The sequence below is a fragment of the Streptomyces aurantiacus genome, from assembly GCF_001418335.1.
Lineage (GTDB): Bacteria > Actinomycetota > Actinomycetes > Streptomycetales > Streptomycetaceae > Streptomyces > Streptomyces aurantiacus.
This window is the reverse complement of sequence record NZ_LIPP01000416.1, coordinates 1-15,658: the sequence shown is the minus strand read 5'-3', so window position 1 is coordinate 15,658 and position 15,658 is coordinate 1. Positions and strand designations below refer to the sequence as shown.

General features: G+C 71.4%; 16 protein-coding genes. 8 read left to right on the top strand and 8 right to left on the bottom strand.

Going from position 1 to position 15,658, the window contains the following annotated elements:
* Nucleotides 1-11 precede the first annotated feature (11 nt).
* The gene (locus AOK01_RS37355; RefSeq protein WP_055519644.1) at nucleotides 12-1,046 is read left to right on the top strand and encodes a LacI family DNA-binding transcriptional regulator; all 1,035 of its coding nucleotides are present in this window, start codon (nucleotides 12-14) and stop codon (nucleotides 1,044-1,046) included.
* A gap of 78 nt (nucleotides 1,047-1,124) precedes the next feature.
* Here AOK01_RS37355 and AOK01_RS37350 read toward each other — a convergent pair whose 3' ends face one another.
* Nucleotides 1,125-2,351 carry a glycoside hydrolase family 64 protein gene (locus AOK01_RS37350; RefSeq protein WP_055519642.1) on the bottom strand — a complete coding sequence of 409 codons (1,227 nt, stop codon included), beginning with the start codon at nucleotides 2,349-2,351 and terminating at the stop codon, nucleotides 1,125-1,127.
* A gap of 193 nt (nucleotides 2,352-2,544) precedes the next feature.
* Nucleotides 2,545-3,477, bottom strand: coding sequence for an alpha/beta fold hydrolase (locus AOK01_RS37345; protein WP_055519640.1), 933 nt, complete (start codon nucleotides 3,475-3,477; stop codon nucleotides 2,545-2,547).
* Nucleotides 3,478-3,601: 124 nt separating this feature from the next.
* Here AOK01_RS37345 and AOK01_RS37340 point away from each other — a divergent pair, with 124 nt between their 5' ends.
* Together AOK01_RS37340 and AOK01_RS37335 are read left to right on the top strand one after the other, a co-directional pair.
* Nucleotides 3,602-4,192: a TetR/AcrR family transcriptional regulator gene (locus AOK01_RS37340; protein ID WP_055519639.1), complete on the top strand. Its 591-nt coding sequence runs from the start codon at nucleotides 3,602-3,604 to the stop codon at nucleotides 4,190-4,192.
* A 149-nt stretch (nucleotides 4,193-4,341) separates the two neighbouring features.
* Entirely contained in the window at nucleotides 4,342-4,602 is a 261-nt protein-coding gene (locus AOK01_RS37335; protein WP_055519637.1) for a WhiB family transcriptional regulator, read from the top strand.
* 351 nt (nucleotides 4,603-4,953) lie between these two features.
* Here AOK01_RS37335 and AOK01_RS37330 read toward each other — a convergent pair whose 3' ends face one another.
* From AOK01_RS37330 to AOK01_RS37320, 3 genes are all read right to left on the bottom strand, one after another.
* Nucleotides 4,954-5,934 carry an acyl-ACP desaturase gene (locus tag AOK01_RS37330; protein WP_055519635.1) on the bottom strand — a complete coding sequence of 327 codons (981 nt, stop codon included), beginning with the start codon at nucleotides 5,932-5,934 and terminating at the stop codon, nucleotides 4,954-4,956.
* 236 nt (nucleotides 5,935-6,170) lie between these two features.
* Nucleotides 6,171-6,947, bottom strand: coding sequence for a dimethylargininase (gene ddaH, locus AOK01_RS37325; protein ID WP_055519633.1), 777 nt, complete (start codon nucleotides 6,945-6,947; stop codon nucleotides 6,171-6,173).
* A gap of 155 nt (nucleotides 6,948-7,102) precedes the next feature.
* Complete coding sequence (locus AOK01_RS37320) at nucleotides 7,103-8,734, bottom strand: ABC-F family ATP-binding cassette domain-containing protein (protein WP_055519631.1); 1,632 nt, start codon at nucleotides 8,732-8,734, stop codon at nucleotides 7,103-7,105.
* Between the two features lie 349 nt (nucleotides 8,735-9,083).
* Here AOK01_RS37320 and AOK01_RS37315 point away from each other — a divergent pair, with 349 nt between their 5' ends.
* A complete protein-coding gene (locus AOK01_RS37315; protein ID WP_055519629.1) occupies nucleotides 9,084-9,746 on the top strand; it encodes a GOLPH3/VPS74 family protein in 663 nt (220 codons plus the stop codon).
* A gap of 350 nt (nucleotides 9,747-10,096) precedes the next feature.
* Here the strand turns inward: AOK01_RS37315 and ssgD are convergent, their stop codons facing one another.
* The gene (gene ssgD, locus AOK01_RS37310; RefSeq protein ID WP_055519627.1) at nucleotides 10,097-10,513 is read right to left on the bottom strand and encodes a spore wall synthesis regulator SsgD; all 417 of its coding nucleotides are present in this window, start codon (nucleotides 10,511-10,513) and stop codon (nucleotides 10,097-10,099) included.
* A gap of 222 nt (nucleotides 10,514-10,735) precedes the next feature.
* On the opposite strand from ssgD, the gene AOK01_RS37305 reads away from it, so the two are divergent.
* The 3 genes from AOK01_RS37305 to mmpA all read left to right on the top strand — a co-directional run bounded on the left by AOK01_RS37305 (nucleotide 10,736) and on the right by mmpA (nucleotide 12,891).
* Entirely contained in the window at nucleotides 10,736-11,896 is a 1,161-nt protein-coding gene (locus tag AOK01_RS37305) for a WD40/YVTN/BNR-like repeat-containing protein (protein ID WP_425424790.1), read from the top strand.
* A 44-nt stretch (nucleotides 11,897-11,940) separates the two neighbouring features.
* Nucleotides 11,941-12,645, top strand: a complete 705-nt coding sequence (locus tag AOK01_RS37300; protein WP_055519625.1) for an endonuclease V — start codon at nucleotides 11,941-11,943, stop codon at nucleotides 12,643-12,645.
* Nucleotides 12,646-12,735: 90 nt separating this feature from the next.
* The gene (gene mmpA, locus AOK01_RS44260; protein ID WP_169800178.1) at nucleotides 12,736-12,891 is read left to right on the top strand and encodes a morphogenic membrane protein MmpA; all 156 of its coding nucleotides are present in this window, start codon (nucleotides 12,736-12,738) and stop codon (nucleotides 12,889-12,891) included.
* On the opposite strand, the gene AOK01_RS37290 is transcribed toward mmpA, so the two are convergent.
* On the bottom strand, nucleotides 12,872-13,768 hold the full coding sequence (locus AOK01_RS37290) for an adenosine kinase (RefSeq protein ID WP_055519646.1): 897 nt from the start codon (nucleotides 13,766-13,768) through the stop codon (nucleotides 12,872-12,874). The two genes, mmpA and AOK01_RS37290, sit on opposite strands and share 20 nt — an antisense overlap.
* A gap of 81 nt (nucleotides 13,769-13,849) precedes the next feature.
* Nucleotides 13,850-15,064, bottom strand: a complete 1,215-nt coding sequence (locus tag AOK01_RS37285) for a saccharopine dehydrogenase family protein (RefSeq protein WP_055519622.1) — start codon at nucleotides 15,062-15,064, stop codon at nucleotides 13,850-13,852.
* A gap of 181 nt (nucleotides 15,065-15,245) precedes the next feature.
* Here AOK01_RS37285 and AOK01_RS37280 point away from each other — a divergent pair.
* A partial coding sequence (locus AOK01_RS37280; protein WP_169800179.1) for a CoA transferase occupies nucleotides 15,246-15,658 on the top strand: 413 nt, incomplete at its 3' end.

Sequence of the window (15,658 nt, the reverse complement as noted above, 5' to 3'; positions counted from 1 at the left end):
CACGGGACGCGGTGGCCCGGGCCGGAGTCTCCCGGGCCACCGCGTCCCGTGTCGTCAACGGTGGCGAGGGGGTGCGCGAGCCCTTGGTCGAGCGGGTCAGACGTGCCGTCGACGAACTCGGTTACGTGCCGAACCAGGCCGCGCGCAGCCTGGTCACCCGACGGCACGACGCGGTCGCCGTGGTGATCGCCGAACCGGAGACCCGGGTCTTCGCGGACCCCTTCTTCGCGCTTCAGCTCCGGGGCATCAGCAAGGAGCTGACGGCCCACGACTCGCAGCTCGTGCTGCTGCTCACGGAGGGGCGCGACGACCACGCCCGCGTGGCGCGTTACCTCGCCGGCGGCCACGTGGACGGCGCGCTCGTCTTCTCGCTGCACCTCGACGACCCGCTGCCGGGCCTCATCAATGGCGTGCCGACCGTGTACGGGGGGCGGCCCGGCTGGAGCGGTGGGTCGCGCGGGGCGGTCTACGTCGACTGTGACAACAGGGGCGGCGCCCGTGAGGCCGTCCGGTATCTCGTCGGGCTCGGACGCAGGCGCATCGCCCACATCACCGGCGCCCTCGACCAGACCTCGGCGGTCGACCGGCTCGACGGGTTCCGCGACGTCATGGTGGACGCCGACCCGGCGCTGATCGTGGAGAGCGACTTCACCCTGGGCGGCGGCGAGCGCGCCATGCGGGAACTCCTCGACCGCTGCCCCGACCTGGACGCGGTGTTCGCCGCCAACGACCTCACGGCGGCGGGTGCCCTGCGGGTGCTGCGCGAGCGGGGGCGGCGGGTGCCGGAGGAGGTCGCCGTGATCGGCTTCGACGACATGCTGCCGGTCACCGAGCAGGCCGACCCACCGCTCACGACGGTCCGTCAGGACATCGAGGAGATGGGCCGGCTGATGGCGCGGTTGCTGCTGCGGGGGCTGGACCGGACAGTGTCGTCGGCGGCGTCGGGGTCGTCCGCGCCCACAGGGGGAGCGGGCGAGGGGCTGGTGGGCGTGCCGCCGTCCAGTGTCGTACTTCCTACGACGCTGGTTCTGCGCGCGTCGGCGTAGGAAGCGATCCTGGAGCGGTCCGAGGGGTCGGGGACGGCGTCGAAGCACCGCTCGACCGCCGCCGCGTCGGGCGGTTGATCAGGCGCCGACCGTTATCGTGAAGCGGCGCGGGTTGCCGTCGTGGGCCGCGCCCGAGACGTCGGGCTGCCCGTCGGGGCGTACGTCGTCGTACGGGAACGCGTAGCCGATCGGCGAGTTGGCGTGCACGACACGCGCCCAGTGGTTGGTCACCGCGCCTGTGTAGTAGTCGGACGTGGTCGTTCCGTTGGGCTGGCTCGGGTGGGTGAGCATGATCGACCGGTTGAAGCCGGCGGCGAGGCGCGCGAGCAGCGCCTTCTTGTCGTCGGGGTCGCCCGGGTTGTTGGTGAACGGGCCGTGGTTGCAGGTGAAGACGTCCTTCGACGTGGGCTTGGTGAAGGTGTGGCCGCCGGCGAAGGTCAGCGTGTCACCGCTGACCCGGCCGCTGAGTACGCCCCGGCCGCCCTGGAGGTCGATCCGCAGGTCGGTCGAGCGGTACTTGTCCCAGACCTGGTCGATGTAGCCGGTCCAGAGGTCGCGGAACGGCATCTCGGCGGGCCGGTCGAAGTACGGGGCCATCAGGTTCTGCGGGGAGATGACCCGCAGTACGGAGCCGTCGCCGCCCCGGATCACCAACTTGTCCCAGGGCTGGCCGTCCCTGGCCGCCTGCGCCGTGAGATCCGCGGCGATCCTGTCGACGGCGCCGTCGGGCAGCGGGGCGACCGTGTGCGTGGCGTCACCCTCCAGGGTGATGCCGATCGGCAGCGCGGTGACCAGGTCGACGTAGCTGATGTTCGAGTACAACTGGGCGGTGTTGAACGTGAATTCGCAGAACGACCACGTCTTGCCGTAGTTCGGGTCGGCGGGCGTGGCGAACGCCGGCTCCACCAGGGCGGGTCCCGGGTTGAGGAAGAAGTCGAGCGTTGTGTCCCGTACGAAGTAGACGCGGGCGCCGTACATCTGAGGAAGCGTCAGCACTCGGGGGCCGGAGCCGGCGGCGCCGAGCGGGATGGCGCAGTCGACGGGCAGCGGGGTCTGCGGCGCCGAGGGTGAGGTGGGCCGGTAGGCGCTGCCGTCCGCGCGCAGCAGTATCCAGTTGCCCGTCGACAACTCGTGGCCGGTCACGTACGCGCGGACCGTGCCGGGCAACGACGCGTTCGTCAGGGCGATTTCGCAGGTGGCGGGAGCGGCCTCGGCCGTCGGGCTGAGAGCGCTGCCCCAGACGGGATAGCCGGCGGCGGCGGTGACGGCTGCGGTTCCGGTCAGAAACTTCCTTCGTGAGATCACGGGGGCTCCTGGGGGCGTGGGGGAGGCAGGAGCGGGCCGATGTATGGGGCATCGGCCTCCTGCGGGGCACCACTGTCCCGAGGGGGAGTTGGAGCGTCAAGGGTTATGACTGAGAGCGCTCTCGCAAACTTCGGGCATTCACAAGTTGACGACGGCCGGCGTGGGTGCCGACCGGGCGCAATGCGGGCTGGCGTCAGTCGCTTCCGGCGATGAAGTCGGTCAGGGCGGCGGCGACGGCGTCGGGTTGTTCGTCCGGGATGAAGTGTCCTGCGTTCGGCACGACGACCCCGGTGGCGTTGTCGGCCCACGGCCCGATGGAAGCCGCCATGTCGGGGATGGACCCGTGGCTGCTGGAAATCCCGAGAACCGGCAGCGTCAGGTGCTGTCGCTCAAGGGCCTCGTGGTTCTTCCGCGCCGATTCAGCGGCGTCCCGGTAGTAGGCCAGGGCGGCGCGAAGTCCGCCGTCGGCGGCGAGGGACATGGCGTACTGCTCGATCTCGGTGTCGTCGAAGGTGTCGGGGGAGAACGTCTTGACCTTCAGGAACCAGTCGACGTACTCGCGCTCGCGGCCTGTCAGCAGTGTCTCGGGCAGGTCGGGCACGAGATGGAACGCGAAGTGCCACGTCTTCCACGCCTTCTCGGGGTCGGTCGGAATGGCGTCGGGGAGTGTGATGCCCGGGATTCCGGCGTCGAGCAGTGCGACGCCACGCAGCCGGCTCTCGTACGTCAGGGCGAGGGAGAAGGCGACCCACGCGCCGATGTCGTGGGCGACCAGCCAGTACGTCGGAACGCCGAGCGCATTCACCGCGGCGTGGACCTTCGCGGCGACCGTGTGTGTGTCGTAGCTGCCGTCCGGGCGTTCGGAGTGGCCCTGGCCCGGCAGGTCGATCGCGATGACGTGGAATCGGTCGGCCAGGGCGGGCATCACCTTTCGCCACGCCCACCAGGTCTGCGGGAAGCCGGCGAGCAGCACGACGGCCGGGCCGTCCGGCCGACCGCCCTCGACCGCGTGCAGTCGGACACCGTCCGCGTCGACCCAACGGTGGGTGAAACCGGCCAGGTCGTGCAGTGGCAGGTCGGGGACCGGGTTGTCGCCGCCGTGGTCGGTGATCGCGGGGGCAGTCATGGTTTCCCTCCATCGGTGTCGGGCGTGCTGGTCATGCGTGCAATCTACTTATCTTGAACTGGTTAGTTCAAGATAGGGTGACCAGCGACACAAGGACAGAGACAGAGCAGTAGGGAGGCGCGGTATGGCAGGCAGGAAGCAGTTCGACACCGACACGGCGCTCGATGCCGCGATGGTCCAGTTCTGGCGGGCCGGCTACGCCGACACGTCGTTGGACGATCTGTCCCGGGCCACGGGACTCAACCGCAGCTCCATCTACTCCTCCCTCGGGGACAAGGACACGCTTTTCCTGCGCTGCCTGGAGCGCTATGCCACGCGTTACGGAGGGAAGTACGACGCCGCGCTGTCCTGCGCTGTCGATCGACCACTGGCCGCCGTGCGCGCGTTCTTCGAGGTGACCCTGGAGCGCATCGCGGACCCCGGTCTGCCCGACGGATGCCTGGTGGCGCAGTCGGCCATGGCGACACCGGTACTGAGCTCAAGGGTCGCCGCGCGCACGAAGGAGGCGGTCGGCTTCCAGCACACCCGACTGCGCGCCGCGCTGAAGGCCGGCGGACTGCACGACGAGGTGGCCGAGACGTTCGCCATCCACGTCGCGGCGGTGAATCAGTCCCTTGCCGTCATGAGCAGAACCGGGGCGAGTACGGAGCAACTGCGCGCCATCGTCCAGGTGACCCTCGACGCGCTCGGGCGGGTCCTCGGCGCGAGCGGATAGGGGCGCGTCTTAAATCCGTGCCGTCCCGCCGCGCGCCGCTGTGCGCTCGCTCGCCGCCGGGAGCATCATCGGGTCCTGTCGCGCCCCGGGCGGGCGCGCGTTGATCCGGCGTTGACCGAACGTTTTTCGGCGCGCGACACGATCCCCGCATGCACAACGACACCATCGCCGCCGCGACCGACCTCTCCTGGCAGGAACAGGCACTGTGCGCCCAGACCGGTTCCGACTTCTTCTTTCCCGAGCCGGGCAGCTCGGTACGGGAGGCGAAGCAGATCTGCGGACTGTGCGAGATGCGCTCCGCGTGCCTCGCCTACGCGCTCAGCAATGACGAACGCTTCGGCGTCTGGGGCGGCCTCTCCGAGAAGGAGCGGCTGGGCCTCCGGCGTGCCCAGCAGTGGGACGACGCGTAGGAACGGTCCCCATGGACCAAGTGGACCGTGCCCGCGCCCGTGCCCGTGCCCGTGAGGGACGACGTACGAAGGCCGGCTGCCACGCCGCGGTAGGACGCCGGGGTCCGGCAGCCGACCGAGTCCGCCGCCGCCGACGCGGCGCTGCCGCAGTGCGCGCGGGGCTGCCGTCGTCGAGCGGGCCGCGCGCAGCTGAAAGCACCGCGCCGCCACCCGGTGGCCGGCGTCCGCGATGCGGTACCGGCCCAGGTGACGGCGTACGAGCGTGAGGTGCCCCGGGCTCGGCTCCGGGTCCCGGCGTACGAGCTGGGGGCGGAGCCGAGGCGGACGAGAATTGTCAGACAGGCCCAGGGGTCAGACCGCGGCGGCTCGGGCCGCCATGCGGGCCTTGCGGGCCGCGAGCTTTTCGTCGAACTTCAGGGCCTCGGCGTCCAGGCCGCCCATGTACAGGCCGAGCTCCTCCTGCGCCTTGAGGCCCTCGGGGCCCAGGCCGGTGATCTCCAGGACCTTGAGGTGACGCAGGATCGGCATCAGGACGTCGTCGTGGTGGATCCGCATGTTGTAGACCTCACCGATCGCCATCTGCGCGGCGGCGCGCTCGAAGCCGGGCATGCCGTGTCCGGGCATCCGGAACTCGACGATGACGTCCCGCACGGCCTGCATGGTCAGGTCGGGAGCGAGCTCGAACGCGCCCTTGAGCAGGTTGCGGTAGAAGACCATGTGCAGGTTCTCGTCGGTCGCGATGCGCGCCAGCATGCGGTCGCAGACGGGGTCGCCCGACTGGTGGCCGGTGTTGCGGTGCGAGACGCGGGTCGCGAGCTCCTGGAAGGCGACGTACGCGACGGAGTGCAGCATCGAGTGCCGGTTGTCCGACTCGAAGCCCTCGCTCATGTGCATCATGCGGAAGGCTTCGAGCTGGTCGGGGTCCACGGCGCGCGAGGCGAGCAGGTAGTCGCGCATCACGATGCCGTGGCGGCCCTCCTCGGCGGTCCAGCGGTGCACCCAGGTGCCCCAGGCGCCGTTGCGGCCGAAGAGGGAAGCGATTTCGTGGTGGTAGCTGGGCAGGTTGTCCTCGGTCAGGAGGTTCACGACCAGCGCGATGCGGCCGAGCTCGGTGACCTTGGACTGTTCCTTGCCCCAGGCCTCGCCGTCGTCGAAGATGCCGGGGAAGTTGCGAGCGTCGGACCAGGGCACGTACTCGTGCGGCATCCAGTCCTTGGCGACCTTCAGATGACGGTTGAGCTCGGTTTCCACCACTTCTTCCAGCGCGAACAGCAGGCGGGCGTCGGTCCAGTCGGAGGACGGGCTGCCGAGATGGGGAGAAGTGATCGTCACGGGGACTCCAGGGGGGACGTGAATACTGAGCGGTTCACCCAACCTACGGTATCGTAGGCTACGTATCCGTAGGTTACGATACCGTAGGTTAAGAGCGCCATAAAGGGCCCTGATCAGCGGTGATCTCTTCGAAGATCGGTACGGTCCGCATCGGGAGGCACCCGTCCGGCGGATGTGCAGGTCGATGTCGATGTGCGGGTCTCAGGACCGCACATGCGGCCGGGCCCGTCGGGTGTTCAGGCGTAGAGCTCCCGCAGCCGGACCGAGAGGCACGTCACACAGCCCTCCAGCTTCTCGAACTCGCCGATGTCGACGAGGACGGGTTCGTGGCCGAGTCCGGCGAACAGGTCGGCGGTCTTCGGCGCGCTCGCCGCCATCAGCAGCTTCCCGCCGCCCAGCAGGACGACGTGCGAGCCGGACTCCTCCGGCACCCCCAGAAAGCGCGGGAACAGCGACGGCGTGTCCACCAGCGGCTCGTGCCCGACGACCGTGCCGTCCGGCAGCGCGGTGACGGCCGACTTCAGGTGCAGCACCCTGCTCACCGGTACGGCGACGACCCGGGCGCCCAGCGGCTCGAACGTGGCCCGCAGCTGCTGGACGCCGGCCGCGTTGGTGCGCCCGCCGAGGCCCACGTACAGCGTGTCGCCGACCTTCAGGACGTCGCCGCCGTCGAGCGTGCCCGGCTCCCACACCCAGTTCACCGAGCAGCCGAGCCGGGCCACCGCCTCCTCGACCCCGGCGGTCTCGTCGCGCCGGGACTCCGCGCCCGGGCGGCCGATCAGGGCCACGTTGCGGAAGACGACCACCGGGTCCTCCACGAACACGGAGTCCGGGCAGTCGTCGGCGGGCTCCACCTCGACGGTCTCCCAGCCGTGCGTACGCAGGGCCTGTGCGTACGCCTCCCACTGTTCGACCGCCAGGCCGACGTCGACCGGCGTGCGCTCCAGGTGGGTGACGAGACCTTCGGCCAGGCGGGGGCTGGGACGGCGGATGAGGGCCTTCTGGCTGGGCACGTGCGGGTCTCCGTCTCGGCAGGGTGTGTCCCCGCACATCATGCAGCCCAGGCCGGAGTCGCGACAGCCCCCTGGGGTGCGGGGCCGGAGAGGAGGTTGTGGCGGGTGTGTCCGTATGCGTGCCCGCCCGTGCGCGTGCGCGGGCCGTGACGGCGTCAGCCGGGGTGCCCGACGGATTCCGGCGTGGTCTCCTTGAGCTCTCCTTCCATCAGCAGCCAGCGCGTGATCCCGATCGACTCCAGGAACGGCACGTCGTGACTGGCCACGATCAGCGCCCCCTCGTACGACTCCAGAGCCGTGGTGAGTTGTCGCACGCTGGCCATGTCCAGGTTGTTCGTCGGCTCGTCGAGCAGCAGGAGCTGCGGTGCGGGTTCGGCGAGCATCAGCGCGGCCAGCGCCGCCCGGAAACGTTCACCGCCGGAGAGCGTCGCCGCCCGCTGGTCGGCCCGCGCGCCCCGGAACAGGAAGCGGGCCAGCCGCGCCCGGACCCGGTTGTTGGTGGCGCCCGGCGAGAACCGGGCCACGTTCTCGGCGACCGTCAGCTCGTCGTCGAGCACGTCCAGCCGCTGCGGCAGGAAACGCAGCGGCACATGCGCCCGCGCCTCGCCCGACACGGGTGCCAGCTCCCCGGCGACCGTCCGCAGCAGGGTCGTCTTGCCCGCGCCGTTGCGCCCGATCAGCGCGACCCGTTCGGGCCCGCGCAGGTCGAAGGAGCCCGCCACGCTCGCCCCGTACGCCAACTCCAGGTCCAGCAGGGTGAGTACGGTACGGCCCGGGGGCACGGCCGTGTACGGCAGGTCGACGCGGATCTCGTCGTCGTCCCGCACGGCGTCCACGGCGTCGTCGAGCCGCTCCTTCGCCTCGGCGAGTTTCTCCTCGTGCATGATGCGGTGCTTTCCCGCGGACTCCTGGGCCGCGCGTTTTCGGGCCCCCATCACGATCTTCGGCTCGCGCTTCTGCTCGAACATCTTCTGGCCGTACCGCTTGCGGCGGGCCAGCTTGACCTGTGCGTAGGCCAGTTCGCGCTTCTGCTTCCTCAGGTCCGACTCGGCGACGCGCACCATGCGCTCGGCCGCCTCCTGCTCGGTGGCCAGGGCCTCCTCGTACGCCGAGTAGTTGCCGCCGTACCAGGTGACCTCCCCGGAGCGCAGATCGGCGATCTGGTCGACCAGGTCCAGGAGTTCGCGGTCGTGGCTGACCACGACCATGACCCCGGACCAGGCCTCGACGGCCGCGTACAGCCGTCGGCGCGCGTACAGGTCGAGGTTGTTGGTGGGCTCGTCGAGGAGGAGTACGTCGGGCCGGCGCAGCAGCAACGCGGCCAGGCGCAGCAGGACCGACTCGCCGCCCGAGACCTCGCCGATGGTGCGGTCGAGCCCGATGTGACCGAGACCGAGTTCGCCGAGCGTCGCCACGGCGCGCTCCTCGACGTCCCAGTCGTCGCCCACGACGTCGAAGTGCTCCTCGGACACGTCGCCCGCTTCGATGGCGTGCAGCGCGGCGCGCTTGGCGGCGATGTCCAGCACCTCGTCGACCCGCAGTTCGGTGTCGAGGGTGACGTTCTGCGGAAGCCGGCCGACCTCGCCGGCGACACGGACGGTGCCCTCGGCCGGCGCGAGTTCCCCCGCGACCAGCTTCAACAGGGTTGATTTACCTGAGCCGTTGGCGCCGACGAGCCCGGTCCTGCCGGGACCGAAGGCCACCTGGAGGTCCTCGAAGACGGGGGTGCCGTCGGGCCAGGCGAAGGAGAGGGAGGTGCAGGTGATGGAAGTGGGGGCAGTAGACATACAGGCCTCGCAGTGCTGGATGCGGTCGGGGCGACACGTATCGAGACACCGGGGGGCGACGACGGCCGGAAGGACGGAGTCCGGGGCCCTTGACGGAGCAAGTGCCTGTCACGGCACTCGGCACTGGGCGAAAGCCCTGTTCCGCGGGACGGCTCGGAGCCGAGGTCGCACGCAGCGCACACACGAAGAACGTGTGTGACGCGGTGTCTCATGACCTCAGACGAGCAACGTCCTTCTCCATTCGGCGGCAACAGGACCGCTTTACACCGTAGGAGGCGGCCCTGGGGCTGTCAACGAATTAACGTGACCCCGACCCCTCCCGGGCCGCCCGACACCTTATGGAGACCCCGTGCCCCATGGTCCTCTCCCGCTGCCCGCCCGGCTCTGCCTGCTGGCCTGGGACACCACGAAACTCAAGGTCACCGGCGCTTCCCAGGTCCCGCGCCTGGTCCGGGCCGGCGCCCTCACCGAGCTGGCGCAGCGCGGGCTGCTGGCCGACGTGGACGGCGTCGCCACGCCCACCGATCCCGACGGCCGGACCGGCGACCCGGTCCTCGACGGCCTCCTGGAACTCGTCGAGGAGTCCCGGCCGCACACGTGGCGGACCTGGGTCGGCCTGCGGACCCGCGTCACGCTGGACGCCGTACAGGCGCAGCTCGCCGCCGACGGATATCTGCGGGCCGAGAAGACCCGCGTGCTCGGTGTCTTCCCGTCCGTGGAGTACGAACTCGACCGCGTCGCCGCCGTGGACGGGCTGCGCGAGAAGGCACGGCAGGTGCTGGCGGGCCCGCTGCCCGTCGACGAGGTGTCCGAGCGGGACGCGGCGCTCGTCGCCCTCGCCGCCGCGGCCGAGCTGCGCACGCTGCTGACGAGCAGGGAGTGGCGGCAGTACGACGAGCGGGTGGCGGCCCTGGCCGAACGCAGCGGAACGGCGACTCCGGCTCTGCGGCAGGCGGTTCGGGAGGTGCGGTCGGCGGTGGCCGTGGCGGCATCCGGGGCGGCGGGCAACTGAGCGGGCCGGGCGTCCCGCTGTCACGGCCACGGGCGCGGGCGCGGAGCTCGCCCGGGGCCTGGGCACCGCGGACGGCGACCGGCTCGACCGGTACACGGCTCGACCGGGACACGGACCTCGGAGCCGTCGCACGCGTCGCACGGGTTCGGCCGTTGCGCAGGCGGCACACGCTCTGGCAAGCGGCAGGCGCACGGGTCCGTCGGCCGCGCGGGAGCTGCGCGACGCGGGACCGTACGAGTCACCGGTCTGCGGTCTCGAATTACGGCGCGCTCAACGCCCTCCGGGCAGGGGGCGTCTGTCGTCGGGGCGCCTGACGCAGGGCGCCTCCGGAACGTCGGAGCGTCCGGGTGTCAGCAGGAGTCGCGCAGCAGTTCGGCGAGATCGTGGTCCAGGTTCTGGTGCAGGTGCTCAAGGCCGACGGGCACCAGCTCCGTCGAACTCTCCAGGAAGCGCCGCAGCTCACCGACGCGCACATGGATCACGGCGGTGCCCTCCGGGGCGTGGAACTCCAGGACGATGCGGTCGTATCCGTACGGCCGCACCCGCACGTCCCCGTGCCCGACCTCCTCCTCAAGCCCCGAGGCGAGCAGCTCGCGGGCGAAGGTCCAGCACACCTCCACGCCTTCGAGCGTGGACGGGGCCGGGAAGGACATACGGACGGCGAAGGGATCGTGCGGGTCGTAGCTGAGCGTCGCGGGAATGCTCGGCATCCGCGGCGCGGCGGCGACGAGGCGGGCCTCTACGGGCTGCTCGATGACGGTGGACAACGCCTTGCTCCCTTGTGACGGACGGACGAACTGCGGACGGATGAGCCAGGTACTTGTAGAGACGTCGGAACAGGCCAATCCGTGCCTGCGAAAACGCATGAAGTCCGAGTGACCTCCGTCACCGCCTTCAATCACAGGAGTGATCGTCGATTTCTCGCGTGATCGCTGATGCCTCCCGGGGCATCTGGACGTGACCGGGGGAGTGGGCTAGCTTCGCCCGCCATGAGGGGCTTGGGCAAGACGCGACGCACGAGTAGTAAGGGATTCACGAGGCGGTTGCTGACCGCGGGGGTGTGCGCGGCGGCGTTCGCAGCCGCGATCACGGTGCCCGCACAAGCGCACGAACCGTCTGGTCACGGCCCGAGTGGCGGAAAACCGTCGCACGGGAAACCGCACGGGAAACCACCTGGGCAACCGCGCTGGGAGCTCAAGGACAGCGGCACGGACGCCCGCTTCCGCGGGCTCTCCGCCGTCAGCCGGAACACCGCCTGGCTGGCCGGGTCCGCGGGCACCGTACTGCGCACCACCGACGGCGGGGCGAGCTGGCGGAACGTATCGCCGCCCGGAGCCGCCGAGTTGGAGTTCCGTGACGTCGAGGCCTTCGACAGCAGGCGTGCCGTGGTGCTGGCCATCGGCGAGGGCGAGGCGTCCAGGGTCCTGCGGACCGAGGACGGCGGCGCGACCTGGACCGAGTCCTTCCGCAACACCGACGCCAAGGCCTTCTACGACTGCATGACCTTCTTCGACCGGCGCCACGGCCTGGCGATGAGCGACCCGGTGGACGGCAGGTTCCGCATCCTGTCGACCAGCGACGGCGGCCGTTCCTGGAAGGTGCTGCCCGCCGCCGGCATGCCCGCGGCCCAGCAGGGCGAGGCCGGTTTCGCGGCCAGTGGGCAGTGCCTGGTCGGCTCGGGGCCGCGGGACGTGTGGCTGGCCACGGGCGGGGCGCCGCGCGCGCGTGTGCTGCACTCCGCCGACCGCGGCCTCACCTGGACCGCCACCGACACCCCGGTCCCCGCGGGCGACCCGGCCCGCGGAGTCTTCGCCCTCGCCTTCCGCGACCGGACGCACGGCATCGCCGTCGGCGGTGACTACCGCGCCGATCAGGCCTCGCCCGAGGCGGCGGCGGTCAGCGGCGACGGCGGCCGTACCTGGGCCCCGGCCACCACGCCGCCGCCCGCCTACCGCTCCGGCGTCGCCTGGCTCCCGCACAGCCGCACCTCGGCCCTCGCGGTCGGCCCCACCGGCACCGACCTCACGACGGACTCCGGCCGCACCTGGCGCACGCTGGACACCGGCTCGTACGACACCGTGGACTGCACGTCCGACCTGGCCTGCTGGGCCTCCGGCGAGAAGGGCCGGGTGGCACGACTGGCACGCTGACGCGCCGGCCCCGTACTCGGTACTGGCTTAGGCTCGGCGGCACCATGACGACCGTACGCATTCCCGCGGGCTGGCCCGCCACCGAAGAGCGGGCCCTGGCCGTGCAGGACGAGTTGCGTGGGCGGGTGGTCCTCGACGAGCCGGGGCCGCCGCCGGGAACGGGCCGTGTCACCGGGGTCGACGTGGCGTACGACGACGAGCGCGACGTCGTCGTGGCCGCGGCCGTGGTGCTCGACGCGGCGACCCTCGACGTGGTCGCCGAGGCCACGGCCGTCGGCCGGGTGCCCTTCCCGTACGTTCCCGGGCTGCTCGCCTTCCGGGAGATCCCGGCGGTGCTGGCCGCGCTCGAAGCACTGCCGTGCGCGCCCGGCCTGGTGGTCTGCGACGGCTACGGGCTCGCCCATCCACGCCGCTTCGGGCTGGCGAGCCACCTCGGCGTCCTCACCGGCCTCCCGACGATCGGGGTCGCCAAGAACCCGTTCGTGTTCGCGTACCAGGAGCCGGGCACCTCGCGCGGTTCCGCCTCCCCGCTGCTCGCGGGCGAGGAGGAGGTCGGCCGGGCGCTGCGCACCCAGGACGGGATCAAGCCGGTGTTCGTCTCGGTCGGTCACCGGGTGACGCTGGAGACCGCCTGCGCCCACACCCTCCACCTCGCGCCGCGTTTCCGCCTCCCGGAGACGACCCGGCACGCGGACGCGCTGTGCCGACGGGCATTGAGGGCGACGGACGTTGCGGGCGACGGGCATTGAGGGCGACGGCCTCTGGGCACCCGTCCTGAGTACCCGTTCTGAGTATCCGTACGGATGCCGGGGTCCGCCATGATCGGCAGGCTTGGCCCCATGACGACAGAACGTGTTCCGGAGACCGTGGTCGGCCCCGTCCGGCCCGCAGAGCCCGCCGGGCGTGCCGTGACGGCCGGGCTGGTCCTCGCGGTCCTCGCCGGGGTCGGCTGGGCGGCCGGCATGGTCTACACGGTCATGGGGTGGCAGCTCTGAGCAGTTCCTCGCGGCCGATGACATCGGCCCGCGTGGCCGGCACCGTGCAGGCGTGGGCCCCGGCGATCGCGCCGAACAGGCCGCACCGCGCGGGCGGTTCACCCGTCAGCCGGCCGAAGAGATAGCCCGCCGCGAAGGCGTCCCCGGCCCCGTTCGAGTCCACGACCGGTGCGGACGGTGTGACGGCCGGGATGTGCGTCAGCTCGCCGTCGAGCAGCTGGTACGCGCCCTCGGCTCCGGCGGTGGCGACGACCACCTCGGCCCGGCCCCGCTCGGCGATCCGCCGCATGGTCTTCTCCGGGTCCGCCAGTCCGGCCGTCGAAAGGAAGACGACGTCGGCCTGGTACGCGAACTGCTCGTGGTAGGCCTGCGTGCCGTCCCAGTTGTGCAGGTCGGTCGAGAGGGTCACCCCCGTCTCACGCAGGACCGGGAAGGCGTGCGCGCAGGGCTGGGAGATGGAGACGTGGACGTGGCGGCTCACCGCGGCGAGGGCCCGTACGACCTCCGGGGGCAGCCGGTCGTCGTCGTGCCCGCGCGTGCTGTCGTACAGCGACAGGCGCCGTCCGTCCGGTCCGACGAGGTTCACCGCCCGCTTGGTACCGGCCGGTTGGGGGACCTCGGTGAGCGCGATGCCCCGGTCGCGGTGCAGGGCCCGGACCAGATCACCGTGGTGGTCCGCGCCGAGCAGGTCGAGATGGTGCGTCCGCAGTCCCAGCGCGTGCACACCGAGTGCCACGAAGTCACCGGTCTGCCCGGCCCGTGCCTCGATCGCGGGCACCATGCGGCTGTCGGCGTACGGCAACGGCAGTTCGGGCACGTAGACGATGGTGTCGACTCCCGCACCGCCCAGCACCAGGACATCGATCTCGCTGCTCAAGAGCACCCCTTTTGACGGTCGATCTGACGGTCGAGTTGATGGCCGAGGCCCGGATCGATGGTCGTGGTCCGGCTCAGTGGTCTACGGAGTTCCCGCCGAGCACTGTCGCGTGGCGGCGACCCGGAAACCGATCCCCGCCCCGCGCAGCCGCTCGATGAGCGCGTCCCCCATGGCGACCGCCGTCGTCACCTGCCCCGCTGTCGCGGGCAGACCGGCGTCGAAGGCGAGGCACAGCGCGGACTCGGCCAGCATCTTCGCTGTGTCCCCGTATCCAGGATCCCCACCGGACACCTCCGTGAAGACCCGCCGGCCGCCCCCTTCGCCGACGAACCGCACCGAGAACCAGCTCTCCGCCCGCTTCTGCTCGCTCGGTCCCTCACCCGGCTTGAGCCGGGCCGACAGCCACCGCCGCACGGGCGGTACCTGCGCCGCCGCGAAGACGGCCCCGGTCCAGGCCACCCCGCCCACCGCGAACGGCAGCGTCCTGACGGCCGCGTAGTGCCGGTAACGGAAATCCGGCCCGTACCGTTCCAGGGCCCGCGCGGACCGTTGCACGATCCGCGCGTCGATGGTGGGCAACGGCAGCGCCCACGCGCCGAGTTCCCCGGCGTAGCGCGGGGCGCCCAACGGCGCGTACGCCCGGCGCCCGGCCGGCCGCGGTTCGTGCCGCCCGCGGTCGCGCGCGGCGGCGATCACGTGGCGGCCTCGCGAGAACTGGTTGAGGGCGGAGGCGAAGGTGCCGCCCGAGAACGTCGCCCCGACCCGTACGAACCCGTCCACGGTCAGCGGCACCCCTTCGGGCAGCTGCCCCACGGTGAAGTAGGCGCCCAGGTCGTGCGGGACCGAGTCGAAGCCGGCGGCGTGCACCAGCCGGGCACCGGTCTCACGCGCGCGTGCGTCGTGCCGCACGTACATGAGGTCCACGAACTCGGGCTCTCCGCACAGGTCCAGGTAGTCGGTGCCGGCGTCCGCGCAGGCGGCGACCAGGCCCTCGCCGTACTCCACGTAGGGACCCACGGTGGTGGCCACCACGCGCGCGTGCGCCGCGAGTTCCCGCAGGGAGGCCGGTTCGGCGACATCGGCCCGGAGCACGGGCAGCTTCGCGCAGACCGGGTCGATCGCCGCCAGGCGGTCCCGCAGCCGTGCCAGTTTCACGGGGTCGCGGGCCGCGATCGCCCAGCGCAGCCCTTCGGGAGCGTGGGCGGCCAGGTACTCGGCGGTGAGCGTTCCGACGAACCCCGTGGCTCCGAAGAGCACGAGGTCGTAGGCGCGTTCGGCCCTGTTCTGCCTGCTCATGGCATCCTCCCGGCCGTCCGGGGCGGCACGGTGAGACCCGAGGACGAGGCGGCGCGCCCGGACGCGCCGACCCCGACATCGTAAATTGGCCAAGCGCTTGCTCGTCAGGGCTTGTGTGGAACGGGACGGGTTCTTAACATCATTGGTGTTACATCGGTTGTGTCACATGGCTGGGGACTTGATGGCAGCGGCAGGAACAGCAGGGCACGGCCCGCTGACCGGGGTACGCGTGGTCGAGCTGGCGGGCATCGGACCCGGCCCGTTCGCCGCCATGCTCCTCGCCGATCTGGGCGCGGACGTCGTCCGCGTGGACCGGCCGAACGGCGCGGGACTCGCGATCGACCCCGCGTACGACGTCACCAACCGCAACAAGCGATCGGTGATCGTCGACCTCAAGGCGCCCGACGGCGCCGACCGTGTCCTCGGCCTGGTCGAGCGCGCCGACGTCGTCATCGAGGGCTTCCGTCCGGGCGTCGCCGAGCGCCTGGGCGTCGGGCCCGGCACCTGCCACGCCCGCAACCCGAAACTCGTCTACGGGCGGATGACCGGCTGGGGCCAGGACGGGCCGCTCGCCCCGCGCGCGGGCCACGACAT